21 protein-coding genes, 2 pseudogenes and 1 riboswitch are annotated in these 19,922 nt (G+C 73.2%); of the genes and pseudogenes, 10 read left to right on the forward strand and 13 right to left on the reverse strand.

From position 1 onward, the window contains the following. Positions 1-88 precede the first annotated feature (88 nt). The 7 genes and pseudogenes from PUR26_RS23680 to PUR26_RS23710 all read right to left on the reverse strand — a co-directional run bounded on the left by PUR26_RS23680 (position 89) and on the right by PUR26_RS23710 (position 5,573). Positions 89-835, reverse strand: coding sequence for an urease accessory protein UreD (locus PUR26_RS23680; protein ID WP_329874706.1), 747 nt, complete (start codon positions 833-835; stop codon positions 89-91). Continuing rightward, on the reverse strand, positions 832-1,509 hold the full coding sequence (ureG, locus tag PUR26_RS23685) for an urease accessory protein UreG (protein ID WP_329874708.1): 678 nt from the start codon (positions 1,507-1,509) through the stop codon (positions 832-834). Before ureG ends, PUR26_RS23680 begins: the two co-directional genes overlap by 4 nt. Positions 1,510-1,527: 18 nt before the next feature. After that, a complete protein-coding gene (locus PUR26_RS23690; protein WP_329874710.1) occupies positions 1,528-2,190 on the reverse strand; it encodes an urease accessory protein UreF in 663 nt (220 codons plus the stop codon). Between the two features lie 160 nt (positions 2,191-2,350). Beyond that, entirely contained in the window at positions 2,351-4,072 is a 1,722-nt protein-coding gene (locus PUR26_RS23695) for an urease subunit alpha (protein ID WP_329874712.1), read from the reverse strand. Between the two features lie 118 nt (positions 4,073-4,190). Then, positions 4,191-4,499: pseudogene (locus tag PUR26_RS23700) on the reverse strand (urease subunit beta); the annotation flags it as partial. A gap of 10 nt (positions 4,500-4,509) precedes the next feature. Further along, positions 4,510-4,812 carry an urease subunit gamma gene (locus tag PUR26_RS23705; protein WP_329874714.1) on the reverse strand — a complete coding sequence of 101 codons (303 nt, stop codon included), beginning with the start codon at positions 4,810-4,812 and terminating at the stop codon, positions 4,510-4,512. A 134-nt stretch (positions 4,813-4,946) separates the two neighbouring features. Further along, entirely contained in the window at positions 4,947-5,573 is a 627-nt protein-coding gene (locus PUR26_RS23710; RefSeq protein ID WP_329874716.1) for a TetR/AcrR family transcriptional regulator, read from the reverse strand. A gap of 131 nt (positions 5,574-5,704) precedes the next feature. Between PUR26_RS23710 and PUR26_RS23715 the strand changes: the two are divergent. After that, positions 5,705-6,699: pseudogene (locus PUR26_RS23715) on the forward strand (ABC transporter permease). Positions 6,700-6,932: 233 nt separating this feature from the next. On the opposite strand, the gene PUR26_RS23720 reads toward PUR26_RS23715, so the two are convergent. Then, entirely contained in the window at positions 6,933-7,247 is a 315-nt protein-coding gene (locus PUR26_RS23720) for a type II toxin-antitoxin system Phd/YefM family antitoxin (protein ID WP_329874718.1), read from the reverse strand. A gap of 55 nt (positions 7,248-7,302) precedes the next feature. Here PUR26_RS23720 and PUR26_RS23725 point away from each other — a divergent pair, with 55 nt between their 5' ends. From PUR26_RS23725 to PUR26_RS23735, 3 genes are all read left to right on the forward strand, one after another. Continuing rightward, positions 7,303-7,914 carry an ATP-dependent Clp protease proteolytic subunit gene (locus PUR26_RS23725; protein ID WP_329874720.1) on the forward strand — a complete coding sequence of 204 codons (612 nt, stop codon included), beginning with the start codon at positions 7,303-7,305 and terminating at the stop codon, positions 7,912-7,914. A 4-nt stretch (positions 7,915-7,918) separates the two neighbouring features. After that, entirely contained in the window at positions 7,919-8,227 is a 309-nt protein-coding gene (locus PUR26_RS23730; protein ID WP_329874722.1) for a hypothetical protein, read from the forward strand. A gap of 322 nt (positions 8,228-8,549) precedes the next feature. Beyond that, positions 8,550-8,732: riboswitch (cyclic di-AMP (ydaO/yuaA leader) on the forward strand. Positions 8,733-8,735: 3 nt separating this feature from the next. Beyond that, positions 8,736-9,212, forward strand: coding sequence for a C40 family peptidase (locus PUR26_RS23735; RefSeq protein WP_329874724.1), 477 nt, complete (start codon positions 8,736-8,738; stop codon positions 9,210-9,212). 603 nt (positions 9,213-9,815) lie between these two features. On the opposite strand, the gene PUR26_RS23740 is transcribed toward PUR26_RS23735, so the two are convergent. Next, complete coding sequence (locus tag PUR26_RS23740; RefSeq protein WP_329874726.1) at positions 9,816-10,247, reverse strand: ATP-binding protein; 432 nt, start codon at positions 10,245-10,247, stop codon at positions 9,816-9,818. A gap of 229 nt (positions 10,248-10,476) precedes the next feature. Here PUR26_RS23740 and PUR26_RS23745 point away from each other — a divergent pair, with 229 nt between their 5' ends. Together PUR26_RS23745 and PUR26_RS23750 are read left to right on the forward strand one after the other, a co-directional pair. Further along, positions 10,477-11,343 (forward strand): helix-turn-helix domain-containing protein, encoded by an 867-nt coding sequence (locus PUR26_RS23745; protein ID WP_329874962.1) that lies wholly within the window; start codon positions 10,477-10,479, stop codon positions 11,341-11,343. Between the two features lie 15 nt (positions 11,344-11,358). Next, complete coding sequence (locus PUR26_RS23750; RefSeq protein WP_329874728.1) at positions 11,359-11,568, forward strand: DUF397 domain-containing protein; 210 nt, start codon at positions 11,359-11,361, stop codon at positions 11,566-11,568. Here the strand turns inward: PUR26_RS23750 and PUR26_RS23755 are convergent. After that, on the reverse strand, positions 11,561-12,706 hold the full coding sequence (locus tag PUR26_RS23755) for an 8-amino-7-oxononanoate synthase (RefSeq protein ID WP_329874730.1): 1,146 nt from the start codon (positions 12,704-12,706) through the stop codon (positions 11,561-11,563). The genes PUR26_RS23750 and PUR26_RS23755 overlap by 8 nt on opposite strands. Before the next feature lie 144 nt (positions 12,707-12,850). Here PUR26_RS23755 and bioB point away from each other — a divergent pair, with 144 nt between their 5' ends. The 4 genes from bioB to PUR26_RS23775 all read left to right on the forward strand — a co-directional run bounded on the left by bioB (position 12,851) and on the right by PUR26_RS23775 (position 16,923). Further along, complete coding sequence (gene bioB, locus PUR26_RS23760) at positions 12,851-14,077, forward strand: biotin synthase BioB (RefSeq protein ID WP_329874732.1); 1,227 nt, start codon at positions 12,851-12,853, stop codon at positions 14,075-14,077. After that, positions 14,070-15,362 carry an adenosylmethionine--8-amino-7-oxononanoate transaminase gene (locus PUR26_RS23765; RefSeq protein ID WP_329874734.1) on the forward strand — a complete coding sequence of 431 codons (1,293 nt, stop codon included), beginning with the start codon at positions 14,070-14,072 and terminating at the stop codon, positions 15,360-15,362. The genes bioB and PUR26_RS23765 overlap by 8 nt, the downstream gene beginning before the upstream one ends. A 1-nt stretch (position 15,363) precedes the next feature. Continuing rightward, on the forward strand, positions 15,364-16,080 hold the full coding sequence (bioD, locus tag PUR26_RS23770) for a dethiobiotin synthase (protein ID WP_329874736.1): 717 nt from the start codon (positions 15,364-15,366) through the stop codon (positions 16,078-16,080). Between the two features lie 165 nt (positions 16,081-16,245). Then, positions 16,246-16,923: a class I SAM-dependent methyltransferase gene (locus PUR26_RS23775; protein WP_329874738.1), complete on the forward strand. Its 678-nt coding sequence runs from the start codon at positions 16,246-16,248 to the stop codon at positions 16,921-16,923. A 75-nt stretch (positions 16,924-16,998) separates the two neighbouring features. Here PUR26_RS23775 and PUR26_RS23780 read toward each other — a convergent pair whose 3' ends face one another. From PUR26_RS23780 to PUR26_RS23790, 3 genes are all read right to left on the reverse strand, one after another. Further along, on the reverse strand, positions 16,999-18,162 hold the full coding sequence (locus PUR26_RS23780) for an oxygenase MpaB family protein (protein WP_329874740.1): 1,164 nt from the start codon (positions 18,160-18,162) through the stop codon (positions 16,999-17,001). A 96-nt stretch (positions 18,163-18,258) separates the two neighbouring features. Then, complete coding sequence (locus tag PUR26_RS23785) at positions 18,259-19,314, reverse strand: polyprenyl synthetase family protein (RefSeq protein ID WP_329874742.1); 1,056 nt, start codon at positions 19,312-19,314, stop codon at positions 18,259-18,261. Then, a complete protein-coding gene (locus PUR26_RS23790) occupies positions 19,304-19,591 on the reverse strand; it encodes a polyprenyl synthetase (protein ID WP_329874744.1) in 288 nt (95 codons plus the stop codon). Before PUR26_RS23790 ends, PUR26_RS23785 begins: the two co-directional genes overlap by 11 nt. Positions 19,592-19,922 lie beyond the last annotated feature (331 nt).

Consider the following 19,922-nt stretch of genomic DNA (forward strand, 5'->3'; position numbering starts at 1 on the left):
CTCACGCTCGCGTTTGCGCCCACCTCTCGCTCACCTCGCGCTGACGAGGAAGTGCGCCGGTCCCCGTGGAGACGGCCGGGCCCGGGGCTCAGCCGGCGGGGACGAGGCTCGCGAGCGCCTCGTCCAGGACTCGCCGCAGCCGCAGCGCGTCCGGCGCGACCGCGGTGACGAGAACGGCCGGCCCGGCGAGCGGGGCGAGGACCGCGGCGTCACCGATCAGCCGTGGACCGGTCGGCTTCTCGTCGAAATCCGGGTCCACCACGAGGAGCTGCCCCACGGCCCGGTGTCCGGCCAGTACGGCAGCGCCGTCCCAGCCGCCGGGTGCCCCCGGCCCGTAGCGGAGCTCCTGGTCCAGCAGCGGGCGTCCGGCCCGGCGGACGGTGAGGCGGGTGGCGAGCGTGCCGGGCTCCTCGCCGTGGCGGCCCAGGATCTGCTCCTCCCGCAGTACCAGCCGGGCGGTCGGTGCCAGGTCGGCGGTCGTACGCATCCGCAGATCGGAGCCGTGCGCCGAGATCAGCTGTTCCGGCAGCCAGCGCAGCTCGGCGTCCCGGCCGACCGCCAGGCGGACGTCGTAATGGGCCCTCGCTCCGTCGCGGCCGGGCAGGGCGACGGTCGCCGCGGCCGAGTCGACGGCGAGCCGGGCGCCGTCCCGGGCCTCGGCCTCCACGGCCAGCCGGTCGCCGCCCAGCGGCGCGGTCATCGCGCCGACGACGGTGACCCGGGCGCGGGGCCCGGTGGATCTGGTACGGCGCAGGGCGAGCGGCCCGTCGCTGAGCAGCACCGGGAGGGAGCCGTCACGGTCGGCGACGATCCGCGCGGTGGCGCTGACGCTCATGCGGCCCAGTCGACGAGCCGGGCACGCACCCAGTCGGCGACGGGGCCGACGCCGTGCTCGCCGGTGAGCGAGGTGAAGGCGACGGGCAGGTCACCGCGCTGCTCCTTGGCGTCGCGCGCCATGCGGTCCAGGTCCGAGCCGACGTACGGAGCGAGGTCGGTCTTGTTGACGACCAGCAGGTCGGCGGTGGTGACACCGGGGCCGCCCTTGCGCGGGATGTCGTCGCCGCCCGCGACGTCGATGACGAAGATCTGGGCGTCGACCAGGCCCTTGGAGAAGGTGGCGGTGAGGTTGTCCCCGCCGGATTCGACCAGGATCAGGTCGAGCGGCCCGACTGTCTCCTCCAGGTCCTCCACCGCCTCCAGGTTGGCGGAGATGTCGTCGCGGATCGCGGTGTGCGGGCACGCCCCCGTCTCCACGGCCTGGATGCGCTCGGGCGGAAGGACGGCGTTGCGCAGCAGGAACTCGGCGTCCTCGCGGGTGTAGATGTCGTTGGTGACGACGGCGATGGACAGCTGGTCGCGCAGGGTGCGGCAGAGCGCGGCCACGGTCGCGGTCTTGCCGGATCCGACGGGCCCGCCCAGGCCGATGCGCAGGGCGCGGCGGGTGCCGTCGGGACGGTGGGCGTCGGCGCTGACGGCGGCGGGGCCGTCGTGGGAGTGGTCGAGGTGCATGTGCGGCTCCTGGGTCGGCTATGAGGCGAAGAGGCGTACGGGCCAGGTCGCGTGCTGTTCGGCGGTGATGTCGAGCAGCGGCGCCGACGCGGCGGGCAGCTCGTCGACACCGTTGTGCGCGGCGGCCGCGGCGTGGGCGGCCACCCGGTCCATGTCGGGGGTGAGACGCGCGAGGACGGCGGTGGCCTGGAAGGGGTCCAGGCTCAGCAGGCGCACCGCCGCGGTGGCGGGGCCGCTGACCGTCTCGTACGCGACGCAGTGTGCGGCGTCCTGCGGCCCCAGTCCGGCCGCGCGGGCGGCGAGCCCGAGGACCAGCGGCTGGTGGGCGCCGCGCGGGAAGGCGCGGGCCAGGGCGTCGAGTTCGGCGCTGGGCCAGGTGGCCCGGGCGGCACGCATCATCTGCCGGCCGAGTCTGCGGGCGGTGGCGCGCAGGGCCGGAGAGGGGGTGCGGGCGTCCGCGGCCGCGTCGAGCGCCACGGGGTCCAGGCCGAGGGCGGCCGCGGCGGCCAGGGCGGCGGAGGTGAGCCCGGTGGTGTACAGACGGCCCCGGCAGAACCCCTCCAGTGCGGCGGCGTCACGGAGGCGCCCCGCCTTGACGGCCGCTTCGGCCCCGCCGGAGTGGGCGTGGCCGCCGGCGGGGAAGCGGCCGTCGGCGAGGACGAGCAGCGCGGCGCGGCTCACAGCGCCCTCACCGTGCGCCCCGACGACCTGCGCGGAATCGACGACCTGTGCGGCATCGCCGGGCGCGCCGCCCCCATGGGCGGCTTCGGCAGGTGCGGTGCCCCCGTGCGGGCCACACCCGGGTGCGGTTTCGGCATGTGCGGCTTCGGCATGTGCGGCATCAGAAGAGGAAGTAGCGCTGGGCCATGGGGAGTTCCGCCGCGGGGGCGGGCTCCACCGGCTCTCCGTCGATCCTCACGGTGAACGTGTCGGCGTCCACCTCGACGCGCGGCAGTGCGTCGTTCTCCCGCATGTCCGCCTTGGTGACCCTCCGGGTGCTCTTGATGGGAACGAAGCGCTTGCCCAGACCGAGGCGCTCGGGCAGGTCGTCCTCGATCGCCGAACCGGTGACGAAGTTGAGCGAGTTGGCCGCGGGCGCCTTGCCGACCGCGCCGAACATCGGCCGCGGCAGCACCGGTTGGGGCGTGGGGATGGACGCGTTGGCATCGCCCATCTGCGCGTAGGCGATCTGGCCGCCCTTGATCACGAGCTGCGGCTTGACGCCGAAGAAGGCGGGCTCCCAGAGCACGAGGTCGGCTAGCTTGCCGGTCTCGACGGAGCCGATCTCGTGGTCGAGGCCCTGGGCGACCGCGGGGTTGATCGTGTACTTGGCGACATAGCGACGGGCACGGTGGTTGTCGGCCCGCCCGTCGCCGGGCAGCGCGCCCCGGCGCTTCTTCATCACGTGCGCGGTCTGCCAGGTACGCATGATCACTTCTCCGACGCGTCCCATGGCCTGGGAGTCGGACGAGATGATCGAGATGGCTCCCAGGTCGTGCAGGATGTCCTCGGCCGCGATGGTGGTGGGCCGGATGCGGGACTCGGCGAAGGCCAGGTCCTCGGGGACGGCCGGATTCAGATGGTGGCAGACCATCAGCATGTCGAGGTGTTCCTCGAGGGTGTTGACGGTGTGCGGGCGGGTCGGATTGGTGGAGCTGGGCAGGACGTACGGCTCGGACACCACGGTGATGATGTCGGGCGCGTGACCGCCGCCCGCTCCTTCGGTGTGGTACGCGTGGACCGTACGGCCCGCGATGGCGGCGAGGGTGTCGCCCACGAACCCGGCCTCGTTGAGGGTGTCGGTGTGGATGGCGAGCTGGGCGCCCGTCTCGTCGCAGACGCCGAGGCAGGCGTCGATGACGGCCGGGGTGGCTCCCCAGTCCTCGTGGATCTTGAATCCGAGGGCTCCGCCGCGCAGTTGGGAGCGCATCGCCTCGCGCGACATCGTGTTGCCCTTGCCGAGCAGCCCGACGTTGACGGGGAAGGACTCCAGCGCCTCGAACATCCGGGCGAGGTGCCACGGGCCGGGGGTGACGGTGGTGGCCTTGGTGCCCTCGGCGGGGCCGGTGCCACCGCCGACCAGGGTCGTGATGCCGGAGGAGAGCGCCTGCTCGACGACGGTCGGCGAGATGAAGTGCACATGGGCGTCGATGGCCCCGGCGGTGACGATCCTGCCGTTGCCCGCGATGACCTCGGTCTCGGGCCCGATGACGAGATCGGGGTGGACACCGTCCATGGTGTCGGGGTTGCCGGCCTTGCCGATACCGGTGATCCGTCCGTCGAGGATCCCGATGTCGGCCTTGACGATGCCCCAGTGGTCGATGACGAGGGCGCCGGTGATGACGGTGTCGGGGGCCCCCTCGGCACGGGTGGCACGGGACTGGCCCATCGACTCCCTGATGACCTTGCCACCGCCGAAGACCGCCTCGTCGCCCGCGCGACCGGGGCCGCCGGAGCGGTCCTCCTCGATCTCGACGACCAGGTCGGTGTCGGCGAGCCGGACACGGTCGCCGGTGGTGGGGCCGAACAGGTCGGCGTACACGGCGCGGTTCAGCTCAGGCACCCTCGGCTCCGCTCTTCGCCGGGACCGGCGCCCCGCAGGCGCCCCCGCCCTCGACCGCCCCGGCCACGGGGGCGGGTGTCGCACGGATACGCGCCCCGGCGGCCTCGTGGGCATCCCCCGCGTCGAGGGCGCCCCCGGTCTCCCCCCGCAGCCCCGGGACGAGACGAGCGCCGGCGAGCGGCACCAGTTCCACGTCGACGGGGATGCCGGGCTCGAAGCGCACCGCGGTGCCGGCGGCGATGTTCAGCCGCAGCCCGCGCGCGGCCGGGCGGTCGAAGCGCAGGCCGGGGTTGGCCTCCGCGAAGTGGTAGTGGGAGCCGACCTGGACGGGCCGGTCGGCGGCGTTGAGCACGGTGAGGCGGGTGACCGGGCGGCCCTCGTTGATGGCGACGGGCTCGTCCGCGTACAGGATCTCTCCGGGAATCACGGCGCCCCCCTCACACGATCGGTTCGTGGACGGTGACGAGCTTGGTGCCGTCCGGGAAGGTGGCCTCGACCTGGACGTCGTGGATCATCTCGGGGATGCCCGTCATGACGTCGTCCCGGGTGAGCACGGTGCGGCCGGACGCCATGAGTTCGGCGACGGTACGGCCGTCCCTGGCGCCCTCCAGGATGTGCGCGGTGATGAGGGCGACCGCTTCCGGGTGGTTGAGCCTCACCCCGCGCGCCCTGCGCTTCTCCGCCACGTCGGCGGCCACATGGATGAGCAGGCGTTCCTGCTCGTGCGGGGTCAGTTGCACGTTCCACCTCACAGTCTCCCGCCCGGCGATCCCGGACGCAGCGGGACCCTATCCGGCTTCAACACTCTGTTGACCTGCGGGAACGAGTGTGACGGAGAGATATTTCAATCTCGGGCAGAAGTTTTTCCGGGAGGTTAACTGCCTCTTTGCCCGGCCATGGACATCAGGCCACGCAGGCCGTCCTGGAGGACGGCGACCGGCGCGGTCCCGAACAGCGCCTGCTGGGCGGCGAATCCCTGCGCCGCGGCGATCATCGTCCGGGCGACATGGTCGGCGGGGACGTCGTCCCGCATCAACCCGGCCCGCTGGTACGCCTCGACGACGCCCACCCAGGCCGCCCGGACCTTCTTGAAGCCCTGGCGCATCACGGCGGACAGCGCCTCGTTGCGCAGCGTCTCGGTCCAGACCTGGACCATCAGCCGCGGAAAGCCGGTGTCACCGTCGTACGAGAGGCCGGGCCGCTCGCCGAGCACCTCGGTCAGCACCCGGCCCACCAGTTCGTCCGGCGGCGGGGGCGGGCTCTGCCGGGCAGCCGCTTCGAAGGTGGTGCTGATCTCGTCGAGCACCTCGGTGACGATGGCCTCGATCAACTCCTCCTTGCCTCGGAAGTAGCGGTACACGGCACCGGCCGAGAGGTCGACCTCTCGGAGCACGTCCTGCATGGAAGCGGCGTGGAAACCGTTGCGGGCGAAGCAGCGGGCGGCGCCGTCGAGGATCTGGCGGCGACGGGCGTCGAGGTGTTCCTGGGATACGCGTGCCATGGCCCTAACGTAAAACGAACGTTCCTTCTTGACAAGTGACCGGCCTGGCGCGACAGTGGCGCCGCACCGCAAAACGAACGATCCTTCTCTTTGGAAAAGGGAAGGGTCCCTCCCACCGAAACGAGGGCGTCATGTCCACCGCACCCACTCGCCGCATGTTCGCGGTGATGGCCCTGATACCCGTGCTCGTCGCCCTGGCCCTGTGGGCCTTCGCCTGGCCCGCCGCCCGGATCGCCCCCCGTGATCTGCCCGTCGGCCTCGCCGGCCCGGCCGCCGCGACCGCCCCGCTGGAGGAGCGCCTTGGGCAGCGCGGCGACGCTTTTGACGTGCACCGTTATGAGAACGAGGCCGCCGCCCGGGCCGCCGTCCAGGACCGGGTCGTATACGGCGCCGTGGTCGTCACACCGGAAGGGCCGCGCCTGCTCACCGCCTCCGCCGCGAGCCCCGTCGTCGCCCAGCTGCTCCAGCAGGCCGTGACGTCCGCGGCCCCCGCCGGCACCCGGTGCCGGTCGTCGACGTGGTGGCGGCGCCCCCGGGCGATCCGCGGGGCGGCGCTCTGGCGGCGAGCATCCTGCCGCTGGCCCTCGCGGGCGTGGCCGCCGGCGCCATGGTGACCCTGCTGGGGCTGCGCGGGGCGCGCGCGGCGGCGGCACTGGTGGGCTCCGCGGCGCTGGTGGGCATCGTGGGGGCGGCCGTCGCGCACAGCTGGCTCGGCGTGGTGACCGGCGACTGGTGGGCCGTGGCCGCATCGGTGGCCCTGACCGTCCTGGCGATCTCCTCGGCCGTCGCGGGACTGGCCGCGCTGGTCGGGCAGGCCGGCATCGGACTCGGGGCGCTGCTGATCGTGCTGCTCGGGAACTCCTTCTCCGGCGTGTCCAGCGCCCCGGAGCTGCTGCCGGAACCGGCCGGCGCGATCGGGCAGTGGCTGCCGCCCGGTGCGGGCGGGTCCCTGCTGCGCTCGGTGGGGTTCTTCGACGGGGCGGGGGCGGGAGGGGCGGCGCTCGTCCTCGCGGTCTGGACCGTGCTCGGACTGGCGGCGCTGCTGATCGGCGCGGGGCGCGGCGGAACGACCGCGACCGGAGCACCCGAACCCGCGGCGCCGCAGGAGCCGGCCCGCGCGGGCTGACCGTCCGGCCGCCGGGACGGCCACCGGGACCGGCCGCGTGCCCCCGCTGCAGCGGACGGGGGCACGCGGCCTTCGCGTGCGCCGGTCCGGACCCGGCCGGGACACCGAGCGGCCCTCGGCACACGGGGCAGGCCGGCCCGGGCCGGCCGCCGTACCGAGCGGCCCTCGGCACACGGGGCAGGCCGGCCCGCGCCGGTCGCCGTACCGTGCGGCCCGCCCGGGGGGCCGCGGGATCAGTCGGTGACGCGGGACGGGTGCTCGCCACCGCCGGGGGCGCGATGCTCGGCCGCGATGCCGAAGCGTCCGCGTTCGCCCGGAGCGGACGACAGGGAACGGATCGAGGAGACCGCGCTGACCGCGCGCTCCTCCTCCCCCGCCTGCCCCTCCACCTGTTCGGCTTCCAGTCGTTGCAGGTCAGCGGCGGACACCAACGCCACGAGCGGCTTTCCGTGACGTGTCACGACCACTCGCTCGCCGCCGTACACGACGCGGTTGATCAGTTCCGCGAGCTCTGCCCGGGCTTGCGTCACCGGAATCTCGTAGGCCATGCTCCCCATCATAACTGTCTGTACGTCCTGTACATTTTTTACAGAGAGGTACGCCATGAACCGTCCCGGCGGCCGACACGTCCTGCCCGAGTTCACCGAGCGCACCGGATCCGGCATCCGCACCGTCGATCCGTACGCGAAGCTCTACGAGGAGCGGATCATCCTCCTCGGCACCCCCGTCGACGACGCCGCCGCCAACGACGTGATCGCCCAGCTCCTGCTGCTCGAACACGCGGCCCCCGAACGGGACATCTCGCTCTACATCAACTCCCCCGGCGGTCCCGTCAGCGCCATGACCGCCATCTACGACACGATGCGGGTGGTCTCCTGCGACGTGGAGACGACCTGCGTCGGCCAGGCCGCGTCGACCGCCGCCGTCCTGCTCGCCGCCGGCACCCCCGGCAAGCGCCTGGCCCTGCCCGGCGCCCGCGTACTCGTCCGACAGCCGGCCATCGAGGAACCCCTGCGCGGCCGGCCCGCCGATCTCGACGTCCAGGCGCGGGAGTTGCTGCGCCTGCGCGACCGGCTCGCCGGGATGCTGGCACGCCACACCGGGCAGACCCGTGAGCGGATCGACGCGGACATCGACCGGGATACGGTCTTCGACGCGGCCGGCGCGCAGGCGTACGGACTGGTGGACCAGGTGGTCCCCGGTCGCAGGAGGTGAGCCGGTGCTGCCGCCCGAGCTGCCGCCGCTGCCCGCGCTGACACGCGCCGAGGGCCGGTTCGTCGACAGCTACCTCGAAGTCGTCGACCTGCTGGGCCGGACGAACCCGGCGCGCGCCACCCACACCTATGGCGCCCTGCGCGCCGCGCAGGCGCTCGTCGGGCGTGCGACCGCGCTGCGGGACGCCCTGGCGCTGATGCACGAGCGCGGCGAAAGTGATGTGCATACGCAGACGCTGGCGCACGCCTTGCGGACGCTGGACGGGGAACGGCGTGCGCGACGCGTGACGGTGCCTGGGCACCCGGATCTCTGACCGGCCGTGAGCTCCACACCAACGGGTGCAGGGGTGGGAGAGGGGGCCCCTCGTTCGGCGTACGCAGAAGGACGAATTTTGTACGGCACGAGTTGCACTCGAGAAGTACACGTCTGGCGGAATATTACGTTCCGCCGCTGGTGCGGGGGTCGTCCGTGACTGGGCCGCCGGGCCCAAATCCCCCCTGTCCACCCGAATGGATCAGTCGTGAGGAGCCTCACAAACGGCCGTTTCGTCTCGGAATTTCACCGCGTCGTGGGTCAAGATCCGTGTCGACGACAAGACCCCGCCACCGCGGCGGGGCGGTTCGGGCGGACGCCGAGTCCTGCCGCCGCCCGAATACCTGGTCGACATGAGTGGATCGGCAGGAGTGGAGGACCCGAGCAGTACGGGGTGACCGCACACCGTGTGGTCGTCCCTCGGGGTGAAGCCGCGCCAGCGGCCGGGCAACTTCGCCTGCCCGAACCCGACAGGTCATCCTTCACAGGCGGCTGACGAAGGGTTGCGCATGACCGCGCAGGTTCATATCCCGTCTCTGCTGTCCCGGGCGGGTGCCGTATCGGCACTCACCCTCGCCGCCGTCGGCGGCACGATGCTGGCCCCAGGCGCCGTCACCGAGGCACAGGCCGCGCCCGCCCACGCCGCGAAGGCCCTCAACATCGCCGCGTCGAAGAAGGGCGCGCCCTACCGGTACGGAGCGACCGGCCCCTCCCGCTTCGACTGCTCGGGCCTGATCGTGTACTCGTACAAGAAGGCCGGCAAGTCACTGCCCCGCACGGCACAGCAGCAGTACAACAAGACCCGCCACATCGGGGCGTCCAGCCGGCAGAAGGGCGATCTCGTCTTCTTCCATTCCGGCAGCCGCGTCTACCACGTGGGCATCTACGCCGGCAACAACAAGATCTGGCACTCCCCCAAGTCCGGCGACGTGGTGAAACTGGCCCGCATCTGGACCTCGTCGGTCTGGTACGGCCGGGTGCGCTGACCCGGCCACGGTCCGGCCGATCCGCGGTGCCGCGGCGTCCGGCGGGACACCGTCCCGACCGGCCGCCGGCGCGCCGGCACCGCGGATCAGCATCCGGGTGCGTGGCGCGCGGCCGGCGCCGGCCCTCCCCCGCTCTCGGTCCTGGCGCCACGGGGCGGCGCGGCCACGGTCCGCCGTCCACCGGCAGCGCCGACGGCCGGGAACCGGGGTGCGGCCCGGACCGCCATCGATGGCAGGGTGCGCGGAACGGCTTCACCGTGCGGCTCCGCACGAACGGGGCAGCGGGCCCCGGAGGGCCCGGGCGCCTCGCGCCCGGGTGTCAGGGGGCGCGGCTCGGAGTGCGCCCCCGTCGGGACCTTCTGCTCTGCCCCGGGTGTCGGTACCCACCTCGGGGCCGGTACCCACCTCGGGGCGGGCGGCGGTCCGGGCGCCGTGCACAGCGCCCGGACGCCGAGCCGGAGCACATACGTGCCTCCGGCGGTCCGGGGGGCCGGGCAGTGGACCGGCGCGCCGGCCCGGACGGCCAAGCCCCGTCCCCGCTCACGGCCGTCCGCCCCGGCCCCGGCCCGGCGGGCCAGGCCGGGGCGGACGGCCGTGAGCGGCTCAGCGCTGGACCGGAACGGTCCAGGGCAGCGCGATCCACACGGTCTTGCCGCCCTCTTCGGTGGGGGTGACGGAGAGCCGCCCGCCGCACTCCGCGATGAGCCAGCGGATGATGACCAGACCACGGCCGTTGTCCTGCTGTACGGCAGCGGGCAGCCGTCGCGGCCAGCGCGGGTGGCTGTCGGTGACGCCGATGCGCAGCTGCTCGTCGCGCTCCAGACGTACGTGCACCGTGAACGTGGGGGACAGTCCGAAAGTGTGCTGCACGGCGTTGGTGGCCAGTTCCGAGACGATCAGCCGGACCGTGTCCGCCCGCTCGGTCCCGTCGGGCAGGCCCCATTCGGCGAGTACGTCCGCCACGTATCTTCTGGCCGACGAGACCGAGGCGGGATCGCTCGGCAGAGTGACGGATGCTTCCTGGTGGTCTGCCATGGCGACGCTGTCCCTTTCCCACCGGGGCCGGACTCCGACACGTACCGGATGTGCGGCGAGGACGGCCTCGGATTGCGCTTCGCGCCAGAGTGCCACTTATGTCGGCTCCGGTGGGGGCGATCCCCCAAGATCTGCATATATCTGTCCCCCTAAGCGGTGAACTCCGCTTCGCGAGACCGGACCGACACGGCAAACTGGCCGGTTGACCCGACGTCGCGAGGAGGCGTTCATGCGGGGCACACGGCACGGCCCGGCGGTGCGGCGGCGCAAACTCGGGGAGGAACTGCGCGGTCTGCGGCTGGGCGCCGGCCTGACCAGCCGGGAGGCGGCGCGGCTGGTCGGCTGGCACCAGTCGAAGGTGAGCCGGATCGAGACGGGGACGAGCGGGGTCACGAGCGCCGACGTGAAGCGGCTCCTCGACGCCTACGGCGTGCGGGAACCACGCCGGCGGGCGCTGCTGGAGGCCCTTTCCGGGGCGGCGGACGGCGGGGGCGGCGGATGGTGGCACGCCTATCGCGGGGTCATTCCGTCGCAGTACAGCGACTTCATCAGTCTGGAGGCGACGGCGAGCGCGGCGCGCACGCTGGAGACCTCCGTGGTGCCGGGGCTGTTGCAGACCCCGGCGTACGCGAAGGCGGTCACCAGGGCGGCGCTCGACGGCCTTCCCCCGGCCACGATCGACTCGCTGGTACGGGTGCGCATCGCCCGGCAGGAGGTGCTGCACGGCGACCCGCCGCTACGCCTGGAGGCGGTGCTCGACGAGGCGGTGCTGCGGCGGCAGGTGGGCGGCCCGCAGGTGATGCGGGAGCAACTGCAGCGGCTCATGGAGCTCGCACAGATGCCCCAACTGAGGCTTCAGGTCATGCCGTTCACCGTCGGCGGTTACGTTGGCCTTTCAGGATCTTTCGTTATCTTCTCATTTCCGAGCATCTCTGATCTGGATGTGGTTGCTCTCGACCACTTGACGAGTAGCCTCTACCTCGAACGCACAGAAGACCTTGAGGCGTACTGCGCCGCTTTCCGCACCATGCAGGCGCACGCCCTGACGCCCGAGGACTCGTTGGCGCTCATCGCCGGGATCGGTGACGGCGCGTAGGGAGAGGCACCCCACATGTCTGCTTACCTCACACAGGACGACGGACCGCGCTGGCGGCGCAGCAGTCGCAGCGTGGGCATGAACAACTGCGTCGAGGCGGCCCGTCTCGACGCCGGACGGCTCGCCGTCCGGGACTCGAAGAACGTCACCAGGCCGCCGCTGCGGTTCTCGGCGACGGCCTGGACGTCCTTCGTGGGCGCGATGCGGGACGGGGTGGTCAGCTGACCGGTGCCGTCCTTGTGATCGTGGCGACCGCCGTCGCGATCTGCTGTTCCGTCAGGTCGGCCCGGGCGGTGAGCCGGAGGCGCGAGATGCCGTCCGGGACCGACGGAGGCCGGAAGCAGCCGACCGCGAGCCCTTCGGCACGGCAGTCGGCGGCCCACTTCACGGCCGCTTCCGCCGACGGGGCGCGCACCGACACCACGGCCGCGTCGGGCCGTACGGCGGCCAGCCCCGCGGCGGTCAGGCGCTGGTGCAGGGCGGCCGCGACCGTGCGCGCCCGCCCGGCCAGGCCCGGCTCGTCCCGCAGCAGCCGCAGGCCCGCCAGCGCGGCGCCCGCCGCCGCCGGGGCCAGCCCCGTGTCGAAGATGAAGGTGCGGGCGGCGTTGACCAGGTGGTCGATCACCCGCGCGGGCCCGAGTACCGCTCCGCCCTGGCTCCCCAGGGACTTGGAGAGGGTGACCGTGGCGACGACGTCCGGGCTGCCCGCGAGCCCGGCCGCGTGCAGCGCGCCCCGGCCGCCCTCGCCCAGGACACCGAGGCCGTGGGCGTCGTCGACGACCAGCGCGGCGCCGTGCGCGCGGCAGGCCGCGGCCAGTGCGGTCAGCGGCGCCGCGTCGCCGTCCACCGAGAAGACCGAGTCGGTGACCGCGAGGGCGCGCCGGCCCGGGTGCGCCCCCAGGGTCTTGGCGACGGCCTCGGGCTCGGCGTGCGGGACCACCTCGGTGTCGGCCCGCGAGAGCCGGCAGCCGTCGACGATCGAGGCGTGGTTGCCCGCGTCGGAGACGATCAACGAGCCGCGCGCGCTGAGCGCGGTCAGGGCGGCGAGGTTCGCCGCGTATCCGGAGGAGAACACCAGCGCCGCCTCGAAACCGCAGAACGCGGCGAGCTCGCGCTCCAGTTCGGTGTGCAGCTGGGTGGTTCCGGTGACCAGACGCGAGCCGGTGGCTCCCGCGCCCCAGCGGTGGGCGGCTTCGGCGGCCGCCCCGGTGATCGCCGGGTGGCGGGTGAGGCCGAGGTAGTCATTGCTCGCGAGGTCCAGCACATCGGGTTCGGCGGGTCGCGGACGGAGCGTACGGACCAGTCCGGCGTCCGCGCGGCGGCGCGCCTCGGCGTCGGTCCAGTCGAATGGAGCCTGGGGCATGTGTCGGGTCCCTTTTGTAGGCAGCGCACAGACCATAACCGGGGACGGGCAGGGGCAGAGTGTGGTCATACACACACCCCAAAGACGGTCTGTTGTCGAGTTCCTCCTTGGCCGAGGGGTGGGGCGTAGGCAAGGATCAGCGCCATGGACCTGCTGAACACGCTGGTGGACAAGGGGCTTCGGCGCGAGCTGCCGACCCGCGAAGAAGCGCTCGCCGTGCTGGCGACCTCCGACGACGAGCTGCTCGATGTGGTGGCCGCGGCGGGGAAGGTACGTCGTCAGTGGTTCGGGCGGCGGGTGAAACTCAACTATCTGGTGAACCTGAAGTCGGGCCTGTGCCCCGAGGACTGCTCGTACTGCTCGCAGCGGCTCGGGTCGAAGGCGGAGATCCTCAAGTACACGTGGCTGAAGCCGGACGAGGCCTCGAAGGCGGCCGCGGCGGGCGTCGCGGGCGGCGCCAAGCGCGTCTGCCTGGTCGCGAGCGGCCGCGGTCCGACCGACCGGGACGTGGACCGGGTCTCGCAGACCATCGAGGCGATCAAGGAGCAGAACGAGGGCGTCGAGGTGTGTGCCTGCCTCGGCCTCCTGTCGGACGGCCAGGCCGAGCGGCTGCGTTCGGCGGGTGCCGACGCGTACAACCACAACCTCAACACCTCCGAGGGCACGTACGGGGACATCACGACCACCCACACCTACGCGGACCGGGTGGACACCGTCCAGAAGGCACACGCGGCGGGGCTGTCCGCGTGCTCCGGGCTGATCGCGGGCATGGGCGAGAGCGACGCGGACCTGGTCGACGTGGTCTTCGCGCTGCGCGAGCTGGACCCCGACTCGGTACCGGTGAACTTCCTCATCCCGTTCGAGGGGACGCCGCTCGCCAAGGAGTGGAACCTCACGCCGCAGCGCGCGCTGCGCATCCTGGCCATGGTCCGGTTCGTCTGCCCCGACGTGGAGGTCCGGCTGGCGGGCGGGCGCGAGGTGCACCTGCGCTCGCTCCAGCCGCTCGCGCTGCACCTCGCCAACTCCATCTTCCTGGGCGACTACCTGACGAGCGAGGGCCAGGCGGGCCAGGCCGACCTTGACATGATCGCGGACGCCGGGTTCGAGGTGGAGGGCGCGGGCACGACGACACTGCCCGCGCACCGGGCGGACGCGGCGGCGGAGGGCTGCGGCTCCTCCGGCGGCTGCGGTTCCGGCTCGGGATCGGGCTCGGTCTGCGGCTCCTCGGCCGCGGCGGGCTCCGCCGAATCCGCCGAGCCCGTAGGGGCGGCCGGCGCCACCGCGGCGACGGCGACGGCCGGTTCCGCTCGTACGGACCTCGTGGCGGTACGCCGCCGGGGCGCCGGAACCGACCTCGCGCCCAATGCCTGAGCCACTGACACCCGGCGAGCTGATCGCCCTGGACCGGGCCCACGTCTGGCATCCGTACGGCCCCATGCCGGGCCGTACGGACCCGCTGGTCGTGGAGTCCGCGTCCGGGGTCCGGCTGCGGCTCGCGCAGCCGGCGCACGGCCGGGACGAACTGGTCGACGGCATGTCGTCCTGGTGGTCGGCGATCCACGGCTACAACCATCCGGTGCTCAACGAGGCGGTGCGCGGCCAGCTCGACCGGATGAGCCATGTGATGTTCGGGGGGCTCACGCACGAGCCCGCCGTGCGCCTGGCCACCCGTCTGGTGGAGATCACACCGGAGCCCCTGCGCCATGTGTTCCTCTGCGACTCCGGCTCGGTCGCCGTCGAGGTCGCCGTGAAGATGTGCCTCCAGTACTGGCGGTCGATCGGCCGGCCGGCCAAGCAGCGCCTGCTGACCTGGCGTGGGGGCTACCACGGCGACACCTGGCAGCCGATGTCGGTGTGCGACCCCGAGGGCGGTATGCACGGCCTGTGGTCGGGCGTGCTGCCGCGGCAGATCTTCGTGGGACCGCCCCCCGCCGCGTACGAGGAGTCCTACGCGGACGAGCTGCGGGCCATGATCGAGCGGCACGCCGACGAGCTGGCCGCGGTGATCGTCGAGCCCGTGGTGCAGGGCGCGGGCGGGATGCGGTTCCACTCCCCCGAGTACCTGCGGGTGCTGCGCGAGGCGTGCGACGCCCACGACGTCCTGCTGGTGTTCGACGAGATCGCGACCGGTTTCGGCCGGACGGGGGCGCTGTTCGCGGCGGACCACGCCGGGGTCTCGCCCGATGTGATGTGCCTGGGCAAGGCGCTGACCGGCGGTTACATGTCGCTGGCCGCGACGCTCTGCAGTGCGCGTGTCGCGGACGGGATCTCCCGGGGCGAGGTGCCGGTGCTGGCGCACGGCCCCACGTTCATGGGCAACCCGCTGGCCGCCTCGGTGGCCTGCGCCTCGCTCGACCTCCTGCTGGGCCAGGACTGGGCGTGGGAGGTCAAGCGGCTCGAGGCCGCGCTGGGCGAGGGGCTCGCCGCGGCCGGGGAGCTGCCCGGGGTGAGCGAGGTGCGCGTCCTCGGCGGCATCGGCGTCGTACAGCTGGATCACGCGGTGGACATGGCGGCCGCCACGGCGGCGGCGGTGCGCGAGGGTGTGTGGCTGCGGCCGTTCCGCGACCTGATCTACGTGATGCCGCCGTACGTCACGAGCGACGACGACCTGGCACGGATCTGCCGCGCGGTGTGCGCGGCCGCACGGGAGGGCTGAGATGACGATACTGGTGGTCAGCGGGACGGGTACGGAGATCGGCAAGACCGTCGTCACCGCCGCCGTCGCCGCCGTGGCGCGGGCCGGGGGACGGTCGGTAGCCGTGCTGAAGCCCGCGCAGACCGGCGTCGGTCCGGGCGAGCGGGGCGACGCCGACGAGGTGGTCCGGCTCGCCGGGGGCGTCACGGCCCTCGAACTCGCGCGCTATCCGGAGCCGTTGGCGCCGGACACCGCCGCACGGCGTGCGGGGCTCGCGCCGGTACGGCCCCAGGAGGTGGCCGAGGCCGCCGAGAAGCTCGCCACGGAGCACGATCTGGTGCTGATCGAGGGCGCGGGCGGTCTGCTGGTGCGGTTCGACGCCGACGGCGGCACGCTCGCCGACGCGGCCCGGCTGCTGGGCGCGCCGGTGCTGGTCGTGGCCCCCGCCGGGCTCGGCACGCTGAACATGGCGACGCTGACCGGTGAAGGGCTGCGGGCCAGGGGACTGGAGCAGGCCGGTGTGGTGGTCGGCAGCTGGCCCCGGGAGCCCGGACTCGCGGAACGCTGCAACCTGTCGGACCTGCCCGACGCGGCGGGAGCGCCGCTGCTGGGCGCGGTGCCGCAGGGGGCGGGGTCGCTGGAGCCCGCCGTCTTCCGTGCGCGGGCGCGGGACTGGCTGGCGCCCGCACTCGGCGGGAGCTGGAACGCGGCGTCGTTCACCGCGTCCGTGGGCGGATGACCGGAGGCGGTCGGCCGGGGCCGGGGCTCTGCTCCGGCCTCCTCCCGGATGCCGCTCTCCCGAAGGGATGATTCCGGCGATCGCGGCGCGGCTGATGAAGGCGGGGACGGGCGGTACGGGGGACAATCCCCGTGTCCGCCCGTCCCTTCTCGGAGGAGGTCCGCGATGCCGGCGAGCAGCACCAAGATCCCCCGGGACACCGTCCACCATCCGCTCTTCGCGCGCTTCTACGCCCGGGTCAGCGTCGTCGCCGACCTCAAGGGCGGGGTGGCCGCGTACCGGGACGAGCTGCTGGCCGGACTGTCCGGCCGGGTCATCGAGGTCGGGGCGGGCAACGGCCTGAACTTCGCGCACTACCCGTCCGCCGTCTCCGAGGTCGTCGCGCTCGAACCGGAGCGCTCACTGCGGCAGTTGGCGGTGCGCGCGGCGATGCGGGCCGAGGTCCCGGTGGATGTGGTCCCCGGCACGGCCGAAGCCCTGCCGGTGAAGAGCGAGGCGTTCGACGCGGCCGTGGCGTCGCTGGTGCTGTGCACCGTACGGGACGTGCAGCGCGCGCTCGGGGAGATCCGGCGGGTGTTGCGGCCCGGTGGTGAGCTCCGGTTCTTCGAGCACGGGCTGGCGCCGGGAAGGGGCATGGCCGCGGCCCAGCGGGCACTGGACCGCACCGTGTGGCCGCGGCTGTTCGGCGGCTGCCATACGGCGCGCGACCCGTTGGGCGCCGTGACGGCCGCGGGCTTCGAGATCGTCACGTACCGCAGGGTGCGGGTACCGGAGAGCGGTGTGGGTCTGCCGACCTCCTCGTGCGTGCTGGGCGTCGCGCGGCGTCCCGGGACGGCCGGCTGACCGCGCTGCCCCGCCACCCCCGCCCTGGCCGGCCTGACGCGGACGGGCCCGGGGTTCGCCTTCCGCCTCCGCCCGTCAGGGCAGGTCCGTGGGGGCGGGCGGGGTCCAGCGTCGGGTGCGGGGCACCGCACGGGGGACGCCGAAGTCCGCCTTGAGTTCTTCCGGGATCGCGTAGTGCATGACCCGTCCCCGGGTGAGGGAGGACAGCTCCAGGACGGTGGCGAGGTGTCCGAGGCGGTCCAGGGCCCAGGCGCCGAGGGGGGAACGGTCCTCGATCGTCTCCAGCACGCCCAGGAGGCGGGGAACCGTCCTCGCGACGGTGTCCCAGGCGGTGCGCGGGACGTCGAGCCAGTCGGCGCAGGTGTCGCCGACGAGGTGGCGGATGAGGGCCGGGACGAGCGGGTCGAAGAACCTGCCCGGTACGACCTCCTCGTAGAGGTCGATGAGCTGCCGGGTCAGGACGACGCCCTCCTCGGAGGGCCCCATGTGCCGGATCATGTACAGGTCGAGGAACCGGCGGGCCTGTCCGAGGGTCGTGGGGACGGCCTCCTGGTCGACACCGAGCATCGCACCGACCACGCGCCACGCGTAGTAGTACGCCTCCGCGCCCTCCGTGGACATGTGGATCCCGAGGCGGTGCAGGGAGTCGAGCACGAGCAGCGAGAAGAACATCTGCCCGCCGATCATGTCCTCCTGGCAGATCGGCACCCCCAGCGCCCCGGTGTCCCAGCGGTTCTCGCGCGCGAGGTGGTGGCGGATGGAGGCGTGCAGGAGGCGGACCTTCTGCGCGGCGGGGATGAAACGGCTGCCCGCCTCGAAGGCGTCGGGCCGCATCAGGTAGACCGTGAACTGGCCGGTCTCCGCCATCCGCCTGGAGGGGTACTTCAGCCCGTGGGTCGTCGACAGCAGCTTCGCCACGGGCGGGACGACGTAGCAGGCGGGCATGGAGGCGAAGGACAGCGCGGTGGAGACGTGCACGTCGTTGTCGATGAAGAACAACCGCGCCTTCTCCATCTCGTCCCAGTCCACCCAGGCCGGCGGTGCGCTGGTGGCCTCCAGGTACTCCCTGGCGACATCGGGCAGACCGTCCGGCAGAGGGGCACCGACGGTGGAGAAGTACCGCATCAGGGAGTTGAACCTGCCGACCTCCCCGCGTGCGAAGAGGGCGGCGACGGTGGCGTCGGCGAGTTCGTCGCCGACCTGCCGCAGGGCGTCCATCGATGCCTCGGTGCGGGTCATGGCAGGGCTCCTTGTGCTCCGACGGTGTCGTCCACCGCGGACGGGGGGGAAAGGCCGGTGGCGGAGGGCGCGGGCCCGTACCGCCCCGGGCAGGGGTCAGGACAGGCGGATCGCCGCCGAATGCGCCAGGGCGTTCAGCGCGGCGGCGGCGTACGCGGGCACGCCGAGTCCGTGGACGACGGCGACGGCCTCCTCGACCCGCGCGGTGATCATGTCCTCGATACGGTCGGGGGCCTTCAGCCGGCACATCGTCGCGCGTACCGCCCGCACACCGTCCTCGTCCAGGTCGCGCCGGCCCAGCAGGGCTCCCAGCCGCTCGCGCTCGTCGTCACCGGCGAGGCGCCAGGTCTCCGCGAGCAGGGCGGTGGGCCGGCGGCCGCGCAGGTCGTCGGCGTTGGCCTTGCCGGTGTGCTCCGGGTCCCCGAACAGGCCCAGCAGGTCGTCCCTCAGCTGGAACGCCTCACCCAGCGGCAGCCCGTAGGCGGAGTAGCCCTCGCGCAGTCGCTCGCCCGCCCCCGCCAGGGCGCCGCCGATCAACAGGGGGTGCTCGACGGTGTACTTGGCGGTCTTGTACCGGATCACCTTCAGTGAGGTGGAGGTGTCGGGGGCGTCACCGGTGTGGAGGATCTCCAGGCATTCGCCCGCGATCAGCTCCCGGGCCAGCACCGCCCACAGCGGGCGGGCCCGTCCGAGGTAGGCGGCGGGCAGGCCGCTGGTGGTGAACAGCTGCCCGGCGAGCGACATCAGCAGGTCCCCCACCAGCATCGCCAGCGACCGTGCGGCATGGGCGGCCCGGTGGCGGTGCGGCAGCGCCGCGCGCAGGGCGACGTGGGCGGTGGGCCGTCCGTGCCTCAGAGGGCTGTCGTCGATGAGGTCGTCGTGCACCACCGCGGCCGCGTGCACCAGTTCCATCGAGGCCGCCGCGCGCAGCAGTGCGTCGCTGTCGGGCTGCCCCGCCGCACGCCAGCCCCAGTAGCAGAACGCCGCCCGCAGCCGTTTGCCCTGCGCGACGACCGCCTCCATCCGATCGGCCACCGGCCCCAGGGCCGGGTCGATCGCGGCCAGCCGGTCGGCCTCCTCGGCGACGAAGCGCCGCAGCACCGCGTCGACACGAGCCTTGAACGCGGCCGGCTCCCACGGGTCAGGCGCCATCGTCGGCCTGCCGGGCCTGCCGGGTCAGGCGGTGCCGGGCGAGCACCTCCAGGTGGGCCGGGGGCGCGGCCGCGTACCGGTCCAGCACCAGGCGCCCTCGCGCCAGAAGATCCCGCTCGGCCTGCGCCGCCAGTTCCGACGCGTCGGAACGCCGCAACAGCCCCCGTACCGTGCCCATGGCCGTGCCCAACACGCTCACTGCCACGTCGGCCAGCCCCGCCGCCAGCAGCACCGCCTGCTCGTCCAGTCCCCCGCGCGGTTCCCGCTCCCGCGTCATGCCGTCTCCCCCGCTCACAGCTCGTCCGGACGACAGCGGCAGTGCGCCGCGCCGCGCCTTCCAGCGTCGAGTGGCACCGGGGCGAAGAACGGAGGAACTCACCAACGGGTGATCACATCGGATGCGTGTACGAATGGTGCCGTCGGCCCGCCGAGACGGGTCGGACGGCGAGGCAGCGGACGTCTTCGGCGTTTCGCCGGACGACGTGGCGGAGCACCCCGGCGTCCTCGCCCATGAGAACGGAGCACAGGTCGTCGGCGACGGCTGCGTCTCGTCGGCGACGGCTGCGTCGCCGCGGGCGACCGGCCCCGGGCCGGGTGGACGGATTCGT

This window comes from Streptomyces sp. SP18CS02 (genome assembly GCF_036322365.1).
Taxonomy (GTDB): Bacteria; Actinomycetota; Actinomycetes; order Streptomycetales; family Streptomycetaceae; genus Streptomyces.